Raw genomic sequence first — 19481 nt, 5'->3', positions numbered from 1 at the left:
CTCGGGCAGCCGTCGGCGACGGCTGCCTTTGCCCTGGGGCGGCGGCCCCGGTAAGATTCGCGATCATTTTTCGCAGCTTTCGACAGGACACCCTCCATGACCATCAAATCGGACAAGTGGATTCGCCGCATGGCTCAGGAGCACGGCATGATCGAGCCGTTCGTCGAGCGCCAGGTGCGCGGCGCGGACGACAGCCGGGTGATTTCCTACGGGGTGTCCAGCTACGGCTACGACGTGCGCTGCGCCGCCGAATTCAAGGTGTTCACCAACATCCATTCGGCGGTGGTCGATCCGAAGAACTTCGACGAGAAAAGCTTCGTCGACATCAACAGCGACGTCTGCATCATCCCGCCGAACTCCTTCGCCCTGGCGCGCACCGTCGAGTACTTCCGCATCCCGCGCGACGTCCTGACCATCTGCCTGGGCAAGAGCACCTACGCGCGTTGCGGCATCATCGTCAACGTCACCCCGCTGGAGCCGGAGTGGGAAGGCCATGTGACCCTCGAGTTCTCCAATACCACCAACCTGCCGGCGAAGATCTACGCCAATGAAGGCGTGGCGCAGATGCTCTTCCTGCAATCCGACGAGGCCTGCGAAGTGTCCTATAAGGACCGTGGCGGCAAATACCAGGGCCAGCGCGGCGTGACCCTGCCAAAAGCCTGACGCCAGAGCGTTTCGACACCGGAAACCGGGCCTGGCGCCCGGTTTTTTCATGCCTTTTCCGCCAACCCCTCGCTGTTCCCCGCCGGCCGCTCTGGCACGCCTTATCGCGGGCGGGCAGGGGCTTATGCGCAGGCGGCCGCCCGTCCTGTGAAATCTGGCAGTTACCGTTAGCTTTCGAATTGGCTAAAAAGTGTTCATCGGCTACGCGTGAACACGGACGCCAATCGTTTGCGCAGGCCGATCTGCAAGACCCACACAAGCCCCTCGCCTGAAGGGGTACGCATCCGCCGTGGCTGGTCCGCGCGGATGGCCGCTGAGTTACTTGTCTGCCGTTCGAACAATAAGAACGAACTCTACGTAATGCCGGGATACCCGTGGCAGCGATAGCTGTTTGCCTGTTCGAAAATTTTTGGGAGGTGTGAAATGCGGCGCGAAAGTCTGTTGGTATCGGTTTGCAAGGGCCTGCGGGTACATGTCGAGCGCGTTGGGCAGGATCCCGGGCGCAGCACGGTGATGCTGGTCAACGGCGCGATGGCGACCACCGCCTCGTTCGCCCGGACCTGCAAGTGCCTGGCCGAACATTTCAACGTGGTGCTGTTCGACCTGCCCTTCGCCGGGCAGTCGCGTCAGCACAACCCGCAGCGCGGGTTGATCACCAAGGACGACGAGGTGGAAATCCTCCTGGCGCTGATCGAGCGCTTCGAGGTCAATCACCTGGTCTCCGCGTCGTGGGGCGGTATCTCCACGCTGCTGGCGCTGTCGCGCAATCCGCGCGGCATCCGCAGCTCGGTGGTGATGGCATTCGCCCCTGGACTGAACCAGGCGATGCTCGACTACGTCGGGCGGGCGCAGGCGCTGATCGAGCTGGACGACAAGTCGGCGATCGGCCATCTGCTCAACGAGACCGTCGGCAAATACCTGCCGCCGCGCCTGAAAGCCAGCAACCATCAGCACATGGCTTCGCTGGCCACCGGCGAATACGAGCAGGCGCGCTTTCACATCGACCAGGTGCTGGCGCTCAACGATCGGGGCTACCTGGCTTGCCTGGAGCGGATCCAGAGCCACGTGCATTTCATCAACGGCAGCTGGGACGAATACACCACCGCCGAGGACGCCCGCCAGTTCCGCGACTACCTGCCGCACTGCAGTTTCTCGCGGGTGGAGGGCACCGGGCATTTCCTCGACCTGGAGTCCAAGCTGGCCGCGGTACGCGTGCACCGCGCCCTGCTCGAGCACCTGCTGAAGCAACCGGAGCCGCAGCGGGCGGAACGCGCGGCGGGATTCCACGAGATGGCCATCGGCTACGCCTGAACCCTTGACCTGCGAAGACCCGGCCTGGCCGGGCTTTGCGGTTGCATAACGCACGGAGTAGCCCCATGCACGCCATCCTCATCGCCATCGGCTCGGCCGGCGACGTATTTCCCTTCATCGGCTTGGCCCGGACCCTGAAATTGCGCGGGCACCGCGTGAGCCTCTGCACCATCCCGGTGTTTCGCGACGCGGTGGAGCAGCACGGCATCGCGTTCGTCCCGCTGAGCGACGAACTGACCTACCGCCGGACCATGGGCGATCCGCGCCTGTGGGACCCCAAGACGTCCTTCGGCGTGCTCTGGCAAGCCATCGCCGGGATGATCGAGCCGGTCTACGAGTACGTCTCGGCGCAGCGCCATGACGACATCGTGGTGGTCGGCTCGCTCTGGGCGCTGGGCGCACGCATCGCTCACGAGAAGTACGGGATTCCCTACCTGTCCGCGCAGGTCTCGCCATCGACCTTGTTGTCGGCGCACCTGCCGCCGGTACACCCCAAGTTCAACGTGCCCGAGCAGATGCCGCTGGCGATGCGCAAGCTGCTCTGGCGCTGCATCGAGCGCTTCAAGCTGGATCGCACCTGCGCGCCGGAGATCAACGCGGTGCGCCGCAAGGTCGGCCTGGAGACGCCGGTGAAGCGCATCTTCACCCAATGGATGCATTCGCCGCAGGGCGTGGTCTGCCTGTTCCCGGCCTGGTTCGCGCCGCCCCAGCAGGATTGGCCGCAACCCCTGCACATGACCGGCTTCCCGCTGTTCGACGGCAGTATCCCGGGGACCCCGCTCGACGACGAACTGCAACGCTTTCTCGATCAGGGCAGCCGGCCGCTGGTGTTCACCCAGGGCTCGACCGAACACCTGCAGGGCGACTTCTACGCCATGGCCCTGCGCGCGCTGGAACGCCTCGGCGCGCGTGGGATCTTCCTCACCGGCGCCGGCCAGGAACCGCTGCGCGGCTTGCCGAATCACGTGCTGCAGCGCGCCTACGCGCCACTGGGAGCCTTGCTGCCATCGTGCGCCGGGCTGGTCCATCCGGGCGGTATCGGCGCCATGAGCCTGGCCTTGGCGGCGGGGGTGCCGCAGGTGCTGCTGCCCTGCGCCCACGACCAGTTCGACAATGCCGAACGGCTGGTCCGGCTCGGCTGCGGGATGCGCCTGGGCGTGCCGTTGCGCGAGCAGGAGTTGCGCGGGGCGCTGTGGCGCTTGCTCGAGGACCCGGCCATGGCGGCGGCCTGTCGGCGTTTCATGGAATTGTCACAACCGCACAGTATCGCTTGCGGTAAAGCGGCCCAGGTGGTCGAACGTTGTCATAGGGAGGGGGATGCGCGATGGCTGAAGGCTGCGTCCTGAACGGTGCTGGCATAACAGATAGGGTTGCCATGATTTTGCCGTATCGGCAAGGCTGCGCGCTTGACAGCGTCATACCCCGGGCCAATTCTGCTGTGATGCATTTTATCGATCAGGGCTTACTGCAATGAGGAATGACGGAGGCTTTTTGCTGTGGTGGGACGGTTTGCGTAGCGAGATGCAGCCGATCCACGACAGCCAGGGCGTGTTCGCCGTCCTGGAAAAGGAAGTGCGGCGCCTGGGCTTCGATTACTACGCCTATGGCGTGCGCCATACGATTCCCTTCACCCGGCCGAAGACCGAGGTCCATGGCACCTATCCCAAGGCCTGGCTGGAGCGATACCAGATGCAGAACTACGGGGCCGTGGATCCGGCGATCCTCAACGGCCTGCGCTCCTCGGAAATGGTGGTCTGGAGCGACAGCCTGTTCGACCAGAGCCGGATGCTCTGGAACGAGGCTCGCGATTGGGGCCTCTGTGTCGGCGCGACCCTGCCGATCCGCGCGCCGAACAATTTGCTCAGCGTGCTTTCCGTGGCGCGCGACCAGCAGAACATCTCCAGCTTCGAGCGCGAGGAAATACGCCTGCGGCTGCGTTGCATGATCGAGTTGCTGACCCAGAAGCTGACCGACCTGGAGCATCCGATGCTGATGTCCAACCCGGTCTGCCTGAGCCATCGCGAACGCGAGATCCTGCAATGGACCGCCGACGGCAAGAGCTCCGGGGAAATCGCCATCATCCTGAGCATCTCCGAGAGCACGGTGAACTTCCACCACAAGAACATCCAGAAGAAGTTCGACGCGCCGAACAAGACGCTGGCTGCCGCCTACGCCGCGGCGCTGGGCCTCATCTGATGCTTAGGGCGCGCCGGCTGGCGCGCCCTACCAGATCTGGCAGGTTGCCTGCCGTTCATCCTCCTTTAGTCTTCCCCCTCATGTGTGTGCTGGTATGTCCTCCGACTGAGAGGGCCCAGGAGTATCAGGGTAGGGATGCCGCCTTTTTTTCTCGGCCGGCACGACACGGGGACTTGGTCATGATCGAATTGCTCTCTGAATCGCTGGAAGGGCTTTCCGCCGCCATGATCGCCGAGCTGGGACGCTACCGGCATCAGGTCTTCATCGAGAAGCTGGGCTGGGACGTGGTCTCCACCTCCAGGGTCCGCGACCAGGAGTTCGACCAGTTCGACCATCCGCAAACCCGCTACATCGTCGCCATGGGCCGCCAGGGTATCTGCGGTTGTGCCCGCCTGTTGCCGACGACCGACGCCTACCTGCTCAAGGAAGTCTTCGCCTACCTGTGCAGCGAAACCCCGCCCAGCGATCCGTCGGTATGGGAGCTTTCGCGCTACGCCGCCAGCGCGGCGGACGATCCGCAACTGGCGATGAAGATATTCTGGTCCAGCCTGCAATGCGCCTGGTACCTGGGCGCCAGTTCGGTGGTGGCGGTGACCACCACGGCCATGGAGCGCTATTTCGTTCGCAACGGCGTGATCCTCCAGCGCCTCGGCCCGCCGCAGAAGGTCAAGGGCGAGACGCTGGTCGCGATCAGCTTCCCGGCCTACCAGGAGCGCGGCCTGGAGATGCTGCTGCGCTACCACCCGGAATGGCTGCAGGGCGTACCGCTGTCGATGGCGGTGTGAGGTCGTCAGCCATTTCGCGCACTTTTTTCCGCTTCTCCTGCCGCATGCTCGGCCCGCGCCCCGGCGTCATCGGGCGTTCCCCTGCATTCCGGGATTTGGCCGCGGCTGCCGACTTGCGTAGTCTCTCTGCGGTCCGCCATCCCGAGGAGTCGCCATGCCGAAGTCATTCCGCCATCTCGTCCAGGCCCTGGCCTGCCTTGCGCTGCTGGCCAGCGCCAGCCTCCAGGCGCAGGAGAGCCGCCTCGACCGCATCCTCGAGAGCGGCGTGTTGCGCGTCGCCACCACTGGCGACTACAAGCCCTTCAGCTACCGCACGGAGGAGGGCGGCTATGCTGGCTTCGATGTGGACATGGCGCAGCGCCTGGCCGAGAGCCTGGGGGCCAAGCTGGTAGTGGTGCCGACCAGTTGGCCGAACCTGATGCGCGATTTCGCCGACGACCGCTTCGACATCGCCATGAGCGGCATCTCGATCAACCTGGAGCGCCAGCGCCAGGCGTATTTCTCGATTCCCTACCTGCGCGACGGCAAGACGCCGATCACCCTCTGTAGCGAAGAAGCGCGTTTCCAGACCCTGGAGCAGATCGACCAGCCGGGCGTGACGGCCATCGTCAACCCCGGCGGCACCAACGAGAAGTTCGCCCGGGCGAACCTGAAGAAGGCCCGGATCCTGGTGCATCCGGACAACGTGACGATCTTCCAGCAGATCGTCGACGGCAAGGCCGACCTGATGATGACCGACGCCATCGAGGCCCGCCTGCAGTCGCGTCTGCACCCGGAACTCTGCGCCGTGCATCCGCAGCAACCCTTCGACTTCGCCGAGAAGGCCTACCTGCTGCCGCGCGACGAGGCCTTCAAGCGCTACGTCGACCAGTGGCTGCACATCGCCGAGCAGAGCGGCTTGTTGCGCCAGCGCATGGAGCACTGGCTCGAATACCGCTGGCCCACCGCGCACGGCAAGTAATACAGGGCCGGCGAGGGTGGCCGCGGGCCCGCGCGGCCTTCCTTGGCGGCGGCAAAAACGTTATGGTCGGCGCCCCATCCTGGTGCCTGGTCCATGCGTTATCTACTGTTCGTCACCGTCCTCTGGGCGTTCTCCTTCAACCTGATCGGCGAGTACCTCGCCGGCCAGGTCGACAGCTACTTCGCCGTGCTTACCCGGGTCCTTCTCGCTGGCCTGGTGTTTCTCCCGCTGACCCGCTGGCGCGGCGTCGAACCGCGTTTCGTCGGCGGGGTGATGCTGGTCGGCGCGCTGCAGTTCGGCATCACCTACGTCTGCCTGTACCTGAGCTTCAACGTGCTGACGGTGCCCGAGGTGCTGCTGTTCACCGTGCTGACGCCGGTCCACGTGGCCCTGTTCGATGACCTGCTCAACCGCCGCTTCAACTTCTGGGCCCTGGCCGCCGCGCTGGTGGCGGTGCTGGGCGCGGCGATCATCCGCTACGACGGGATCACCGGCGAGTTCCTCCAGGGCTTCCTGCTGCTGCAACTGGCCAACGCCACCTTCGCCGCCGGCCAGGTGCTGTACAAGCGCCTGGTGCGCAAGTACCCGTCCGAGCTGCCGCAGCGCCAGCGCTTCGGTTATTTCTTCGTTGGCGCGCTGCTGGTGGCGTTGCCTGCCTGGCTGCTGTTCGGCGATCCGCAGCGCCTGCCGGCCGGCGAGCTGCAATGGGGCGTACTGGTATGGATGGGGCTGCTGGCCACCGCCCTCGGCCAGTTCTGGTGGAACAAGGGCGCCACCGAGGTGGACGCCGGTACCCTGGCGGTGATGAACAACCTGCACGTGCCGGTCGGGTTGCTGCTCAACCTGCTGATCTGGAACCAGCACGCCGACCTGCCGCGCCTGGCCCTGGGCGGCGCGGTGATCGTCGCTTCGCTGTGGGTCAACCGGCTCGGCCGGCGCGAGGTGCGTGCATGAGGATTTCCGGACAGGGCGTGCTGCTGTCGCTGGCCGCCTCGGTGCTGTTCGTTACCCTGCCGGGCTACGTCCACCTGCTGGAGCCGCTGGACAGCCTGCAGGTGGTGGCGCATCGGGTGGTCTGGTCGATCCCGATGGTATTCCTGCTGGTCGTCGCCACCCGCCAGTGGCCGACCCTGCGCGCCGCCTGGTGCCGGCTGTTCGCCGAGCCCTGGCTGCTGGCCTGCTTCCCGCTGACCGCGGCGATGATGCTGCTGCAATGGGGCATCTTCATCTGGGCGCCGTTGGCCGGGAAAACCCTTGAACTGTCGCTGGGCTACTTCCTCCTGCCGCTGGCGATGGTGCTGGTGGGGCGGGTGTTCTACGGCGAGCGCCTGACGCCGCTGCAGGCTATCGCCGTGGCCTGCGCGCTGGCCGGGGTGCTCCACGAGTTCTGGCTGACCCGCGCGTTCTCCTGGGTCTCCCTGGTCACCGCGCTGGGCTATCCCCCGTACTTCATGCTGCGGCGCAGGATGGGCGTGGACGCGCTGTCCGGGTTCGTCTTCGAGATGCTCTTCCTGCTGCCGCTGGCGTTGGCCGCGCTGTACTGGCTGGGCGACGAGAGCCAGGCCTTCCGCGAGGCGCCGCGCCTGTGGCTGCTGCTGCCGATGCTGGGGCTGATCAGCGCGCTGGCCTTCGGCGCGATGATGGCTTCCAGCCGGCTGCTGCCGATGGGGCTGTTCGGGATTCTCAGCTACGTCGAACCGGTGCTGCTGTTCCTGGTGGCGGTACTGTTCCTCGGCGAGGCGTTCCGTCCCGAGCAGCTATGGACCTACGCGCCGATCTGGCTGGCGGTGCTGTTGACCGGCTGGGACAGCGCGCGCCTGCTGAGGAAACAGGCGCGGCGGGGCATCTGAGCGAGCCGCAGGCGCCGGAATCAGCGCTTGCGGGTGCTTTCGACCTGGGCGAGGGTGGTCGGCAGGATGCGCTTGCCGGCCAGGTAGTGGCGTTTCCAGTAGCTGCTGTTGAGGTCGGAGACGCGGACCTTCTTGCCGCGCCGCGGCGCATGCACGAAGCGGTCGTTGCCGACGTAGATGCCGACGTGGTCGACGCTGCGGCTGCGGATCCGGAAGAACACCAGGTCGCCCGGTTGCAGCTTGCCGCGGGAGACCTTGTTGTTGTCCATGTTGTAGATGGCGCGGGCGGTCCGCGGCAGGTCGACGTCATCGACGTCCTGGAACACATAGTTGACCAGGCCGCTGCAATCGAAGCCTTTCTTCGGCGTGGTGCCGCCCCAGCGGTAGGGGGTGCCGATCATGCTGAAGGCGCGGTCGGTGACTTCGGAAGCGGCGGCCGCGACCACCGAGCGGTTGGCGGACTGGCGGGTGCTGACGACCCGGCTGGGCGACAGGGTGGAATTCTTCGACGGCTTGAAGGTGTGGGTGACCTGGTTGGAAGCCAGGCTGGGCGTCGAGAGGGCGGCCAGAAGGGCCGCGAAGCCTACAGACAGGCATGTCAAAAAGGGTGAACGCATTTCGGCATGTCTTCGCGTGCGTGAATAACGGTCCAGGCTTCCGCTGGTTCGTGGTTACTCTCTGTTCATCGGAGTGTCTTCTGGGTGACCGGAACGAGCCCTCCTGACTCTTCCGACCAGGCCGTCAAACGAAACGGCCAACTGCTTCCGGGCCTGGATGCATTCAGGTTGTCCCGGCGATAACGGGCTTAACGAAGGAAAATCGGGGACTCATCGGCGTTCCCAGCGTATTCCCCTACGAAAGCGGCGGCTATTGTGACCTATTTTGACGCCAGCCTTCTGACCATTCGTCGAATGATCGGTTCCGGATGTGACGCGCCGGTTTCGCCGTGCAAGTGGCGATACTTGCGGGTCCGGCAATGACCTGTTGTTCGCCGTGGCCTTGGAAAGCCTCTGCGCCGGGGGTATGTTCGTGGTCCCCGTACCCGAGTGAAGCCCGTAGAAGCGAGTCCAGATATGACCGAAACAGCCAAGCGTCCCTTGTACGTTCCCCATGCCGGCCCATCGCTGCTGGAGATGCCGCTGCTGAACAAAGGCAGCGCGTTCAGTACCCAGGAACGCATCGATTTCAACCTGCAGGGCCTGCTGCCGCACAACATCGAGACCATCGAGGAGCAGACCGAGCGCGCCTACAGCCAGTACAACCTGTGCAACACCGATCTGGACCGCCACATCTTCCTGCGCTCGATCCAGGACAACAACGAGACCCTGTTCTTCCGCCTGCTCGAGGAGCACCTGGAAGAAATGATGCCGATCATCTACACCCCCACGGTCGGCCAGGCCTGCCAGGAGTTCTCGAAGATCTACCGGACCCACCGCGGCCTGTTCATCTCCTACCCGGACCGCGAGCGGATCGACGACATCCTGCGCAGCGCCACCAAGAACAACGTGAAGATCGTGGTGGTCACCGACAGCGAGCGGATCCTCGGCCTGGGCGACCAGGGCATCGGCGGGATGGGCATCCCGATCGGCAAGCTGTCCCTGTACACCGCCTGCGGCGGTATCAGCCCGGCCTACACCCTGCCGGTGGTGCTGGACGTAGGCACCAACAACCCGGACCTGCTCAACGACCCGATGTACATGGGCTGGCGCCACGAGCGGGTGAGCGGGGCGCAGTACGAGGAGTTCGTCGACCTGTTCATCCAGGCGATCAAGCGCCGCTGGCCCAACGTCCTGCTGCAATTCGAGGACTTCGCCCAGACCAATGCCATGCCGTTGCTGGAGCGCTACAAGGACGAGCTGTGCTGCTTCAACGACGACATCCAGGGCACCGCCGCGGTGGCCGTGGGCACCCTGCTGGCGGCTTGCAAGGCCAAGGGCGAGAAGCTCAGCGAGCAGACCGTGACCTTCGTCGGCGCCGGCTCCGCCGGTTGCGGCATCGCCGAACAGATCATCGCCGCCATGCAACTGGAGGGCCTGGACGAGGCCCAGGCGCGTCGGCGCATCTTCATGGTCGACCGCTGGGGCCTGCTCACCGACGACATGAGCAACCTGCTCGACTTCCAGCACCGCCTGGCGCAGAAACGCGCCGATCTCGGTGCCTGGGGCGGCCAGCAGGGCGACGACCTGGCGTTGCTGGAAGTGATCCGCAATGCCCGGCCGACGGTGCTGATCGGCGTCTCCGGGCAGCGCGGGCTGTTTTCCGAAGAGGTCATCCGTGAGCTGCACAGCCATTGCAAGCAGCCGCTGGTGATGCCGCTGTCCAACCCGACCTCGCGGGTCGAGGCGACTCCGCAGGAAATCCTCAACTGGACCGACGGCCAGGCGCTGGTCGCCACCGGTAGCCCGTTCCAACCGGTGCAGGTGGGCGACAAGCGGATTCCCATCGCCCAGTGCAACAACGCCTATATCTTCCCCGGCATCGGCCTGGGGGTGATCGCCGCGCGGGCCAACCGGGTCACCGAAGGCATGCTGATGGCCGCGGCCAACGCCCTGGCCAACTGCTCGCCGATCGTTACCCGGGGCGAGGGCGCCGTGTTGCCGGCGCTGGGCGACATCCGCGAGGTCAGCAAGCGCATCGCCGTCGCCGTGGCCAAGCAGGCCCAGGCCGAGGGCAAGGCCCTGCATACCAGCGACGAGGTATTGAACGACGCCATCGAGGCGAACTTCTGGTTCCCGCGCTACCGTGCCTACCGCCGGACTTCGTTCTGAGGCTTAGCCGCAGGCTGCGCACAAGGGAGAGGCGTTAACCGCCGATATTCCGCGCGATCGGTGCGAGAACGCGAAAAGGCCACCCCGAGGTGGCCTTTTTCGTTGACGGTAGCGCTAGCGCTCAGCGCACATGATCGGGGCGCGTCCGGTGTTCGGCCTGGGTTTCCGGGTTTTCCGCCGCGCGCCGCGCCAGGGCCGGCAGGACATGATCGCGCAGCAGCGGCGCGAGATTGTCCGGCTGCGCTTGGCCGGGGACCAGCCAGGCCAGTTCCTCCAGCTCCGCCTGCGCACAGACGGCGTGGGGCAAGCGGGCGACGTAGATATCGGCATCGACGCGGGTGTTCGCCTCGTTGGCCGCCGGCGCCTGGAAGCTGCCGAGGTGCTCGAAGGTCGAGGCGCCCATCGGCAGGCGCAGTTCCTCCAGCAGTTCGCGCTGTAGCGCGGCGAGGGGCGTTTCGCCCGGCTCGCGCTTGCCGCCCGGGAGCATGAAGGCCTGGGTGCCGCGCTTGCGCACCAGCAACAGGTTGCCCTGGTCGTCGAACAGGCAGGCGGCGGAAATGCTCAGCAGGTTGTCGGTCATTGCGGGTCGTCCTCGGCGATCACCTGGTAGCGCATCTGTACGATGCCGCTGTTGTAGCCATGTTGTTCCAGCAGTTGCAGGCGCCGCTCGCGGCCGCCGGCGAACAGCGGGATGCCGGCGCCGAGCAGCTGCGGAATGACGCTGACGATCACCTCGTCGAGCAGCCCGGCCGCCAGGCAACTACCGGCGAGGCTGCCGCCGCCGGCCAGCCAGACCCGCCGGCAGCCCTGTTCGCCGAGGCGTGCGAGGCCTTCCTGGGGCGTGTCATGGCGCAACTCGACGCCTTCCACCGCGCTCTCCCGGGGATTGCGGGTGAGCACCTGGCAGGGCTTGCCCGGATACGGCCAGTCGCCGAAGCCGCGCACGATATCGTAGGTGCCGCGGCCCATCAGCAGCCCGTCGATGCCCTGGTAGAAGCCGTTGTAGCCATGGTCGTTGCCGCCCTCGGCGAAACGGTCGAGCCAGTCGACGCTACCGTCGGGACGGGCGATGAAGCCGTCCAGGCTGGTGGCGACGTAGTAGATCAGGTGCGGTTTCATGGACGGCGCTCCCCTCGCTTCAGACAGTGGCTTCGTCGCTGCGGCTCGGTGCGGCCAACGCCTCGAACGAACGGGCCTCGGCGTCACGCCCTTCGAGCATGCCCTGCAGCCCCTGGCGCAGGTCCTGGCCGCTGGGCTGCTGGTAGGCGCCGAGGCCGAACTCCGGCATCACCGCCAGCAGGTAGTCGAACACGTCGCCCTGGATGCGCTCGTAGTCGACCCAGGCGGTGGTGCGGGTGAAGCAGTATATCTCCAGCGGGATGCCCTGGGCGGTCGGCTGCAACTGGCGGACCATGCAGGTCATGTGCGGATGGATGTCCGGATGGTTCTGCAGGTAGGCGAGGGCGTAGGCGCGGAACGTACCGATGTTGGTCAGCCGGCGGCGGTTGGCGGCCAGCGGGGCGACCCCGCCGTTGGCGGCATTCCACTCCTGCAACTCGGTCTGCTTGCGGGCCATGTATTCGGTGAGCAGGCGCACCTGGCTCAGGCGCCGCTCTTCCTTCTCGTCGAGGAAACGCACCTGGCTGGAGTCGACGTAGATCGCCCGCTTGATCCGCCGTCCGCCGGACTGCTGCATGCCGCGCCAGTTCTTGAACGACTCCGACATCAGGCGCCAGGTCGGCACCGAGACGATGGTCTTGTCGAAGTTCTGCACCTTCACGGTGTACAGGGTGATGTCCACCACGTCGCCGTCGGCGCCGACCTGCGGCATCTCGATCCAGTCGCCGACTCGCAGCATGTCGTTGCTGGTGAGCTGCACGCTGGCGACGAAGGACATCAGGGTGTCCTTGTAGACCAGCAGGAGGACCGCCGACATCGCGCCGAGGCCGGACAGCAGCAGGAGCGGCGAGCGGTCGATGATGATCGAGACGATGATGATCGCGCCGAACACGAACACGGCGATCTTCGCCAGTTGCACGTAGCCCTTGATCGAGCGGGTGCGGGCGTGCTCGGTACGCGCGTAGATGTCCAGCAGGGCATTCAGCAGCGCTGTGAGGGCGAGGATCAGGAACAGCACGGTGAAGGCCAGTGCCAGGTTGCCGAGGAAGTGCGCGGCCTTGTCCGGCATCTCCGGGATCCATGGCAGGCCGAATTGCACCAGCAGCGAGGGCGTGGTCTGCGCCAGGCGCTGGAACACCTTGTTGCGGATCAGGTCGCCGAGCCAGTGCAGCGCGGGCTGGCGGGCGAGCAGGTTGGCGGCGTAGAGGACGATGTAGCGGGCCACCCGGCCGAGGATCAGGGCGCCCACCAGCAGCAGGCCGAAGGCCAGGCCGGCGTGCAGGATAGGGTGTTGGTCGAGCGCCGACCAGTACCCGGAGAGCTGGTCGAGAAGGGATGTGGAGTCCATGGACAGGCGACTTCCTTTGTTGCGGGCGGGGGGGACGGGCCGGCCCCGCGGTTGAACGGACATCCCGACGCGGGGGCCGGGAACGCACAAAGGAACCAAGAGTGCCCCATCGGGCGCCGGATCGCATCCCCGACGTGTCTACAAAGGTTTTCCGCCGACGCGCGGGCTCAGCCGGCAAGCTCCTCCAGGGTGCGCCCGCGGGTCTCGATGCCGAAGGCCCAGACCACCAGGGCGGCGACGCCGAAACAGAGGGCGCCGAGGGTGAACACCCCGCCCTGGCCGGTGAGCGGCAGGACCAGCCCGGTGACCAGCGGGCCGAGCAGCGAGCCGATCCGCCCGACCGCCGAGGCGAAGCCCGAGCCGGTGGCGCGCGCGGAGGTCGGATAGAGTTCCGGGGTATAGGTGTAGAGCACCGCCCACATGCCGAACAGGAAGAACTGCATGGCCAGGCCGAAGCCGATCAGCAGTGCCAGGCTGCCGCCGAACACCGCGGTCTGGCCGTAGGCGTAGGCCATCGCGCCGCCGCCGAGGAGCATCAGCACGCAGCTCGGCTTGCGGCCCCAGCTTTCCACCAGCCAGGCCGCGCAGAGGAAGCCGGGTATCCCGGCCAGCGAAATCAGCACCGTGTAGTACACCGACTGGGTGACGGCGAAGCCGGATTGCTGGAGCAGCGCGCTGAGCCAGGAGGTCAGGCCGTAGAAACCGAGCAGGGCGAAGAACCACAGGCCCCAGACGGTCAGGGTGCGGCGCCGGTAGGCTGGCGACCAGAGCTCGGCGAAGGCGCTGAAGAAGCCCGGACGGCTGCGTTCCCGCTGCGGCTGGCGCAGCGGCGGCGGCAGTTCGGTCAGGCCCAGCGAACGCATCACCCGTGCTTCTATGTCGCGCAATACCCGGTCCGCCTGTTCGCGCCGGCCGGCCTGCTCCAGCCAGCGCGGCGACTCGGGAATCAGGAAGCGGATGGCGAGGACGAACACCGCCGGCAGCGCCAGCACCAGGAAAATGCTGCGCCAGCCGGTCAGCGGCAGCAGGAAGTAGGACAGGCAGCCGGCAGCGACGAAGCCCAGCGGCCAGAAGCCGTCCATCAGCGCAATGTACTTGCCGCGGCGGCTGGCCGGGATCATCTCCGACAGCAGCGACTGGGCGATGGGAAACTCCATCCCCATGCCGATCCCCAGCAATACCCGGTAGAAGGTCAGGCTGTCGAGGTCGCCGGCGGTGGAGCACAGGTAGCTGGCCAGGCCCCAGAGCACGATGCTGGCCTGGAATACCGGCTTGCGCCCGAAGCGGTCGGCGAGCATGCCCGACAGGGCCGCGCCGATCACCATGCCGAAGAAGCTCGAGCTGGCCAGCAGCCCGGCCTGCGCCGAGTCGAGCCCGAACTCGGCTTTGATCGAGCCGAGCAGGAAGGTCATCATCGCCAGGTCCATCGAGTCGAAGAAGAACGCCAGCGCGATGATCACGAAGACCAGTCGGTGATACGGACTCAGCGGCAGCCGTTCGAGGCGTTCGGCGGCGGATGCGGGCGCGTCGGGCATGACCTGGTTCCTCTGGGCGGCGGGCGTCGAACGAGTCTGCGATCGCCGCCCGCGCCGTGCTTGCCTGGCGGCGACCCGGCGTCGAGCCGATTGCGACGCCGGCGCTGGCCGTCGCGCCGCGCGAATAAAGCCTGCGCGCCGGCGCGGCAACCGTTAGGCTATGCACCTGTCCATTTTCACGTGCAATGCCGAGGTCTCCCTTGTTCAGCCAATTTCCCCTCCACGAACGCCTGCTGAAGGCACTGGAAAGCCTGTCCTTCAGCGAGCCGACGCCGGTCCAGGCCGCGGCCATTCCCAAGGCGCTGGAGGGGCACGACCTGCGGGTCACGGCGCAGACCGGCAGCGGCAAGACCGCGGCCTTCCTGCTGCCGCTGCTGCACCGCCTGCTGGCCGAGGACAAGCCGCGCTCCCTGGCGCGCGCGCTGATCCTCCTGCCGACCCGCGAGCTGGCCCAGCAGACCCTCAAGGAAGTCGAGCGCTTCGCCCAGTTCACCTTCATCAAGGCCTGCCTGATCACTGGCGGCGAGGACTTCAAGGTGCAGGGCGCGCGCCTGCGCAAGAACCCGGAGATCATCATCGGCACCCCCGGCCGCCTGCTCGAGCAGCGCAACGCCGGCAACCTGCCGTTGCAGGACATCGAGGTGCTGGTGCTGGACGAGGCCGACCGCATGCTCGACATGGGCTTCGCCGACGACGTGCTGGCCCTGGCCAATGCCTGCCCGGCCGAGCGCCAGACCCTGCTGTTCTCCGCCACCCACAGCGGCGCCGGATTGAACAAGGTGATCGCCGAGGTGCTGCGCGAGCCGCAAGTGCTGCGCCTGAACCAGGTCGGCGAGCTGAACGAGAACGTCCGCCAGCAGGTCATCACCGCCGACGACGTGGCGCACAAGGAACAGTTGCTGCAATGGCTGCTGAGCAACGAGACCTACACCAAGGCCATCGTCTTCACCAATACCCGGGTCTCCGCCGATCGCCTGACCGGGCGGCTGATCGCCAACCAGCACAAGGTCTTCGTCCTGCATGGCGAGAAGGACCAGAAGGACCGCAAGCTGGCCATCGAACGCCTGAAGCAGGGCGCGGTGAAGATCCTCGTCGCCACCGACGTCGCCGCACGCGGCCTGGACGTCGAAGGCCTGGACCTGGTGATCAACTTCGACATGCCGCGCAGCGGCGACGAGTACGTGCACCGCATCGGCCGGACCGGTCGCGCCGGCGCCGAGGGCCTGGCGATCTCGCTGATCTGCCATGGCGACTGGAACCTGATGTCGAGCGTCGAACGCTACCTCAAGCAGAACTTCGAACGACGCAACATCAAGGAACTGAAGGCCGCCTACCAGGGGCCGAAGAAACTCAAGGCGTCGGGCAAGGCCGCCGGCAGCAAGAAGAAAAAGCAGGACAGGAAGGGCGCCGCCGCCAAGCCCGCGGCCAAGCGCAAGCCCGCCGCGCGGCCGAAGGCCGGGCCGTCGGCGGTGGTCAGCGCCGACGGCATGGCGCCGCTCAAGCGCAAGAAGCCGACGGCGGAGTGATTGCGCGCCGCCGACCGCTTCGGAGGGTGGATAACCGTTTGCGGTTATCCGCCGCGCCGGCGTTGGATGGCGGATAACGCCGCTGGCGCTGTCCGCCCCGGGGGACTGCCTGGCCCCGTTCTCAGCTCCCCGCCGTCGCGCCCGCCTCGTCGTTGGCCGGCGGCGTGGCACTCTTCACCAGCGGCGTATCGTAGCTGCTGGCCTCGTAGCTCACGCAATGGCGGATCTGCGGCGGACCGTCGCCGGCATGCAGGGCGGTGACGTTGTCGATGACGATCTTGTCGGCCAGGGTCATGCGGTCGAGCATGCGCAGGTGCTGGATCCAGTTGTCCACCAGGAACAGTTCCTGCCAGACCTCCGGGTTGCTCACGTCGCGGAACAGCGACCAGCGCTCCGCGCCGTTGCGCAGGCGCAGGCGGCGCAGCGGCTGGGCGGCGCGAACGAAGTCGCGGGTGCGCTCGGCGGGAATCCGGTATTCGATGGAGACCAGCACCATGCCCCGCCGCGTGTTGAAGACGAAGCTCGGCTGCCCGGGCATGCTCGCCGGCGCGCGGGAAATACTGGCGGCGTCCATTTCCGGCAGGCGCGAGTTGTACAGGAGGATCACCGAGGCCAGCAGCAGGCAGCCGGCGGCCAGCAGCGCGCCGTGCACGGTCATGGTCTCGGCGAGATGGCCCCAGAGGAACGAACCCAGCGCCAGGCCACCGTACAGCGCGGTCTGGTACAGCGCCAGGGCGCGCGCCTTGATCCAGTCGGGGACGAGGATCTGCACCGCCGAGTTGTAGGTGGCGAGGGCGCCGATCCAGCAGCCGCCACCGAGGATCAGCACCGGGAACAGAACCCAGAGGTTGTCCACCAGGCCGAGGGTCAGCAGGATCAGCGCCAGGGTGAAGCCGGCCAGGCTGATCAGCCGGCTGCTGCCGATCCGCTGGCGCAGGCGCGAGACCTGGGTGCTGCCGAGGATCGCGCCGAGGCCGAGGGCGCCGAGCATGTAGCCGTAGATCGCCGCGTCGCCGTCCGGGTTGCGGTGCGCCAGCAGCGGCAGCAGAGCCCAGACCGCGCTGGCGGAGAGGCCGAAGGCGAAGGAGCGCATCATCACCAGGCGGGTGACGGTTGAGTACTGGGTGAAGCGCAGCGCCGCGGTGACGCCTTCGAGGATGCCTTCCGGCGGCAGGCTGCGCTTGGGCACCTCGCGCCGCCACTGCCAGATCGCCCAGATCAGGGCCATGTAGCAGAAGCTGTTGAACAGGAACACCCAGGCCGGTCCCACCGCGCTCAGCAGCAGGCCGCCGAGGGCCGGGCCGGCGGCGCGGGCGACGTTGTAGTTGACGCTGTTGAGCAGCACCGCGTCGCTGACCATGCGCGCCGGCACCTGCTCGTTGACCGCCGCCTGCCAGGCCGGGATGGTCACCGAGCCGCCGAGGGAGATCCAGAGGATGGAGATGATCAGCAGCACCGGGTCTAGGTAGCCGAGGAAGGCCAGCAGGGTGGCGAACATCGCTCCGGTCATCTCGAAGCTGAGCCCCCAGAGCATGATCTTGCGCCGGTCGTGGTTGTCGGCGATGACCCCGGAGAGGATCGACAGCAGCACCAGCGGCAGTGCCGCGGCGACCTGGATCATCGCCACCATCAGCGGGCTGGCGTGGGCGTCGGTGACCACCCAGGCGGCGGCCACCGACTGGGCCCAGGTGCCGAGGTTGGCGAACAGGTTGCAGATCCAGATGATGCGGAAGGCCTGGATCGAGAACGGCGCCCAGGTGCCGGTGCGTTCTGGCTTGGCCGCTTGGCCTTCGGGTTTGAGGGGCAGGTCGTGCTTGGGCGAAACGGACTGGAGCATCAGATGGGTGCCTTGTATCAGCGTGCCTGATGTCGGGAAAGTCTAGCCGCCTGGCGCCTGGGCGCCATTGATGGCGGTCATGGGGCCGGCCCGGCGTGGATAGACATTGGTCCGATGGCGCTATCGGAGAGTTCTGATGTCCAGGCAGGACAGTGCCCTGGGTGTCCCGCATTGGTAGGCTTGCCGGCACCGAGTCGAGACAAGAGCGAAAAGCCGATGAAGTTGCTGTTGCGTTGCCTGCTGCTGGGGGCGTGGGTCGTCTCGCCGAGCCTGTGGGCCTGGTCCAACCATACGGTAGGCAGCTACCTGGCATTGCGCGAGCTGGCGGCCATCCGCGAGGCGCCGGAAGTCGAGGTGGAGCCGCTGGAGGCGTTCCTCGCCGCCGAGCGCGGCGGACTGGCCGCCCTGCTGGACGAGCAGGAAGCCTACGCCCGAGCGCATATCGGCAACTACCCGGCGCGTCCGGACGCCCTGCGCTTCGCTGCCGAGGGCGAGGCCGGCGACTTGCGTCAGGCGTTCCTCGCGGCGCTGCGGGTCAACCCGGAGATCCGCCTGGCGCTGGCGCTCCAGCCGCTTCCCGGGCAGGACCAGCCGCAGCGCCCGCACCTCAAGCCACAGGAGGTGCTGGTGTTCCAGAACCTCTCGCCGTGGACCGCCTGGCGTTTCATCCGCCTGGAGCCCGGCGAGCGAGTCGCGCCCCTGGCAGTGCTGGCCACCGCCGCCGACGAACCGGACTACGGCCACGACATCAACCTGTTCAGCGACAACCCCGGCGAAGCCGGCCAGCGCTACGGCTTCGGCACCCAGCCATTCGGCGACCCGCGCTTCGAGTTCAGCTCCCAGGCGCCGTTCCACATGGGCTTCTATCACGAGGCGGCGGTGATCTACAGCGGCGCGCCGTTCCTCGCCCGGGCCTGGCCGGAATGGCGTGCCTACCAGTACTTCGGCCTGTCCCGCTTCGCCTTCGCCAACGGTCATCCCTACTGGGGCTACCGGTTCCTTGGCTGGGGCATGCACTACATCCAGGACATCACCCAGCCCTACCACTCCACGCCGCTGCCCGGTGCCAGCCTGGCGGCGATGCTACAGATGGAGGGCAAGGCATTGCTCGGCTACCCGGAGGAAAAGCAGGCGGCCATCGAGCGTGTCGCGAACCGCCATACCGCGGTGGAGAAATACCAGTTCGACTGGCTGCGCCAACTGCTCCGCGACGGCCGCCCGCAGCCGATGCTCGACGCCTACGCCGACACCCGCCGCGACGGTGCCTATCCGGCCTATTCGCCGACCTACTTGCGCGACGTGGTGGCCGCCGAGTCGAACGCCCACGCCGCGGCCTTCGACGCCGCCATCGGCGAATGGCTGGCCGCCCGCCCGGCCTCCGCCGCGCAGGACTTCAGCGAGAGCAACCAGCCACGCCCCGAGGCCCACGACAATGCGGGGCTGAACGCGCAACTGATCGAACTGATCGGGCATTTCGGCGCGCATAGCCGGAACATCGCCAGGGCGGCGTTGGAGACGGAGGAGGGTGGGGCGAAGGAGTGAGGGGGCGGGCGGATAAGCGGCGGATAACCGCGAGCGGTTA

17 protein-coding genes are annotated in these 19481 nt (G+C 66.8%); 11 read left to right on the top strand and 6 right to left on the bottom strand.

Translation table 11 applies throughout. The features are described from left to right. The first annotated feature begins 96 nt into the window (after window positions 1-96). The 8 genes from dcd to rarD all read left to right on the top strand — a co-directional run bounded on the left by dcd (window position 97) and on the right by rarD (window position 7766). A complete protein-coding gene (gene dcd, locus HMPREF3014_RS26700) occupies window positions 97-663 on the top strand; it encodes a dCTP deaminase (protein WP_003092017.1) in 567 nt (188 codons plus the stop codon). A gap of 423 nt (window positions 664-1086) precedes the next feature. Next, window positions 1087-1974 (top strand): 3-(3-hydroxydecanoyloxy)decanoate synthase, encoded by an 888-nt coding sequence (gene rhlA / locus HMPREF3014_RS26695; protein WP_003092013.1) that lies wholly within the window; start codon window positions 1087-1089, stop codon window positions 1972-1974. Between the two features lie 65 nt (window positions 1975-2039). Continuing rightward, entirely contained in the window at window positions 2040-3320 is a 1281-nt protein-coding gene (locus tag HMPREF3014_RS26690) for a glycosyltransferase (protein ID WP_003092007.1), read from the top strand. Between the two features lie 124 nt (window positions 3321-3444). Beyond that, on the top strand, window positions 3445-4170 hold the full coding sequence (gene rhlR, locus HMPREF3014_RS26685; RefSeq protein ID WP_003119559.1) for a quorum sensing system transcriptional regulator RhlR: 726 nt from the start codon (window positions 3445-3447) through the stop codon (window positions 4168-4170). Between the two features lie 179 nt (window positions 4171-4349). Next, window positions 4350-4955: an acyl-homoserine-lactone synthase RhlI gene (gene rhlI / locus HMPREF3014_RS26680; RefSeq protein WP_003111059.1), complete on the top strand. Its 606-nt coding sequence runs from the start codon at window positions 4350-4352 to the stop codon at window positions 4953-4955. Between the two features lie 154 nt (window positions 4956-5109). Further along, window positions 5110-5916: a cyclohexadienyl dehydratase gene (gene pheC, locus HMPREF3014_RS26675; protein ID WP_003092003.1), complete on the top strand. Its 807-nt coding sequence runs from the start codon at window positions 5110-5112 to the stop codon at window positions 5914-5916. A gap of 93 nt (window positions 5917-6009) precedes the next feature. After that, entirely contained in the window at window positions 6010-6870 is an 861-nt protein-coding gene (locus HMPREF3014_RS26670) for a carboxylate/amino acid/amine transporter (RefSeq protein WP_003092000.1), read from the top strand. Continuing rightward, window positions 6867-7766 carry an EamA family transporter RarD gene (rarD, locus tag HMPREF3014_RS26665; protein WP_003103767.1) on the top strand — a complete coding sequence of 300 codons (900 nt, stop codon included), beginning with the start codon at window positions 6867-6869 and terminating at the stop codon, window positions 7764-7766. The genes HMPREF3014_RS26670 and rarD overlap by 4 nt, the downstream gene beginning before the upstream one ends. A gap of 20 nt (window positions 7767-7786) precedes the next feature. Here rarD and HMPREF3014_RS26660 read toward each other — a convergent pair whose 3' ends face one another. Then, window positions 7787-8383 carry a C40 family peptidase gene (locus HMPREF3014_RS26660; RefSeq protein ID WP_003103763.1) on the bottom strand — a complete coding sequence of 199 codons (597 nt, stop codon included), beginning with the start codon at window positions 8381-8383 and terminating at the stop codon, window positions 7787-7789. Between the two features lie 456 nt (window positions 8384-8839). Between HMPREF3014_RS26660 and HMPREF3014_RS26655 the strand changes: the two genes are divergently transcribed. After that, a complete protein-coding gene (locus HMPREF3014_RS26655; RefSeq protein ID WP_003091987.1) occupies window positions 8840-10534 on the top strand; it encodes an NAD-dependent malic enzyme in 1695 nt (564 codons plus the stop codon). A 121-nt stretch (window positions 10535-10655) separates the two neighbouring features. Here HMPREF3014_RS26655 and HMPREF3014_RS26650 read toward each other — a convergent pair whose 3' ends face one another. The 4 genes from HMPREF3014_RS26650 to HMPREF3014_RS26635 all read right to left on the bottom strand — a co-directional run bounded on the left by HMPREF3014_RS26650 (window position 10656) and on the right by HMPREF3014_RS26635 (window position 14536). Continuing rightward, window positions 10656-11114, bottom strand: coding sequence for an NUDIX hydrolase (locus HMPREF3014_RS26650; RefSeq protein ID WP_003113894.1), 459 nt, complete (start codon window positions 11112-11114; stop codon window positions 10656-10658). Continuing rightward, window positions 11111-11653: a dihydrofolate reductase family protein gene (locus HMPREF3014_RS26645; RefSeq protein ID WP_003103756.1), complete on the bottom strand. Its 543-nt coding sequence runs from the start codon at window positions 11651-11653 to the stop codon at window positions 11111-11113. The genes HMPREF3014_RS26650 and HMPREF3014_RS26645 overlap by 4 nt, the downstream gene beginning before the upstream one ends. A 19-nt stretch (window positions 11654-11672) precedes the next feature. Further along, a complete protein-coding gene (locus HMPREF3014_RS26640) occupies window positions 11673-13001 on the bottom strand; it encodes a mechanosensitive ion channel family protein (protein ID WP_003103754.1) in 1329 nt (442 codons plus the stop codon). A gap of 167 nt (window positions 13002-13168) precedes the next feature. Then, window positions 13169-14536: an MFS transporter gene (locus tag HMPREF3014_RS26635; RefSeq protein ID WP_003113893.1), complete on the bottom strand. Its 1368-nt coding sequence runs from the start codon at window positions 14534-14536 to the stop codon at window positions 13169-13171. 185 nt (window positions 14537-14721) lie between these two features. Here HMPREF3014_RS26635 and HMPREF3014_RS26630 point away from each other — a divergent pair, with 185 nt between their 5' ends. After that, window positions 14722-16062: a DEAD/DEAH box helicase gene (locus HMPREF3014_RS26630; RefSeq protein WP_003122185.1), complete on the top strand. Its 1341-nt coding sequence runs from the start codon at window positions 14722-14724 to the stop codon at window positions 16060-16062. A 121-nt stretch (window positions 16063-16183) separates the two neighbouring features. On the opposite strand, the gene HMPREF3014_RS26625 is transcribed toward HMPREF3014_RS26630, so the two are convergent. After that, entirely contained in the window at window positions 16184-17899 is a 1716-nt protein-coding gene (locus HMPREF3014_RS26625; protein WP_003091965.1) for an MFS transporter, read from the bottom strand. A 216-nt stretch (window positions 17900-18115) separates the two neighbouring features. On the opposite strand from HMPREF3014_RS26625, the gene HMPREF3014_RS26620 reads away from it, so the two are divergent. Then, window positions 18116-19441 (top strand): phospholipase C/P1 nuclease family protein, encoded by a 1326-nt coding sequence (locus tag HMPREF3014_RS26620; RefSeq protein ID WP_023087118.1) that lies wholly within the window; start codon window positions 18116-18118, stop codon window positions 19439-19441. The last annotated feature ends 40 nt before the right edge of the window (window positions 19442-19481 follow it).

The sequence above is a fragment of the Pseudomonas sp. HMSC065H01 genome, from assembly GCF_001815235.1.
Taxonomy (GTDB): Bacteria; Pseudomonadota; Gammaproteobacteria; order Pseudomonadales; family Pseudomonadaceae; genus Pseudomonas; species Pseudomonas aeruginosa.
This window is presented reverse-complemented; position numbering and strand designations above follow the sequence as displayed.

Excerpts from the sequence above, each read along its gene's own strand:
- rhlR (WP_003119559.1), top strand. The coding sequence starts at position 3,445 with ATGAGGAATGACGGAGGCTTTTTGCTGTGGTGGGACGGTTTGCGTAGC.
- HMPREF3014_RS26670 (WP_003092000.1), top strand. The coding sequence starts at position 6,010 with ATGCGTTATCTACTGTTCGTCACCGTCCTCTGGGCGTTCTCCTTCAAC.
- HMPREF3014_RS26690 (WP_003092007.1), top strand. The coding sequence starts at position 2,040 with ATGCACGCCATCCTCATCGCCATCGGCTCGGCCGGCGACGTATTTCCC.
- HMPREF3014_RS26645 (WP_003103756.1), bottom strand. The coding sequence starts at position 11,653 with ATGAAACCGCACCTGATCTACTACGTCGCCACCAGCCTGGACGGCTTC.
- HMPREF3014_RS26635 (WP_003113893.1), bottom strand. The coding sequence starts at position 14,536 with ATGCCCGACGCGCCCGCATCCGCCGCCGAACGCCTCGAACGGCTGCCG.
- HMPREF3014_RS26630 (WP_003122185.1), top strand. The coding sequence starts at position 14,722 with ATGCCGAGGTCTCCCTTGTTCAGCCAATTTCCCCTCCACGAACGCCTG.
- rhlA (WP_003092013.1), top strand. The coding sequence starts at position 1,087 with ATGCGGCGCGAAAGTCTGTTGGTATCGGTTTGCAAGGGCCTGCGGGTA.
- HMPREF3014_RS26625 (WP_003091965.1), bottom strand. The coding sequence starts at position 17,899 with ATGCTCCAGTCCGTTTCGCCCAAGCACGACCTGCCCCTCAAACCCGAA.
- rhlI (WP_003111059.1), top strand. The coding sequence starts at position 4,350 with ATGATCGAATTGCTCTCTGAATCGCTGGAAGGGCTTTCCGCCGCCATG.
- rarD (WP_003103767.1), top strand. The coding sequence starts at position 6,867 with ATGAGGATTTCCGGACAGGGCGTGCTGCTGTCGCTGGCCGCCTCGGTG.
- HMPREF3014_RS26620 (WP_023087118.1), top strand. The coding sequence starts at position 18,116 with ATGAAGTTGCTGTTGCGTTGCCTGCTGCTGGGGGCGTGGGTCGTCTCG.
- dcd (WP_003092017.1), top strand. The coding sequence starts at position 97 with ATGACCATCAAATCGGACAAGTGGATTCGCCGCATGGCTCAGGAGCAC.
- HMPREF3014_RS26660 (WP_003103763.1), bottom strand. The coding sequence starts at position 8,383 with ATGCGTTCACCCTTTTTGACATGCCTGTCTGTAGGCTTCGCGGCCCTT.
- HMPREF3014_RS26655 (WP_003091987.1), top strand. The coding sequence starts at position 8,840 with ATGACCGAAACAGCCAAGCGTCCCTTGTACGTTCCCCATGCCGGCCCA.
- HMPREF3014_RS26640 (WP_003103754.1), bottom strand. The coding sequence starts at position 13,001 with ATGGACTCCACATCCCTTCTCGACCAGCTCTCCGGGTACTGGTCGGCG.
- pheC (WP_003092003.1), top strand. The coding sequence starts at position 5,110 with ATGCCGAAGTCATTCCGCCATCTCGTCCAGGCCCTGGCCTGCCTTGCG.
- HMPREF3014_RS26650 (WP_003113894.1), bottom strand. The coding sequence starts at position 11,114 with ATGACCGACAACCTGCTGAGCATTTCCGCCGCCTGCCTGTTCGACGAC.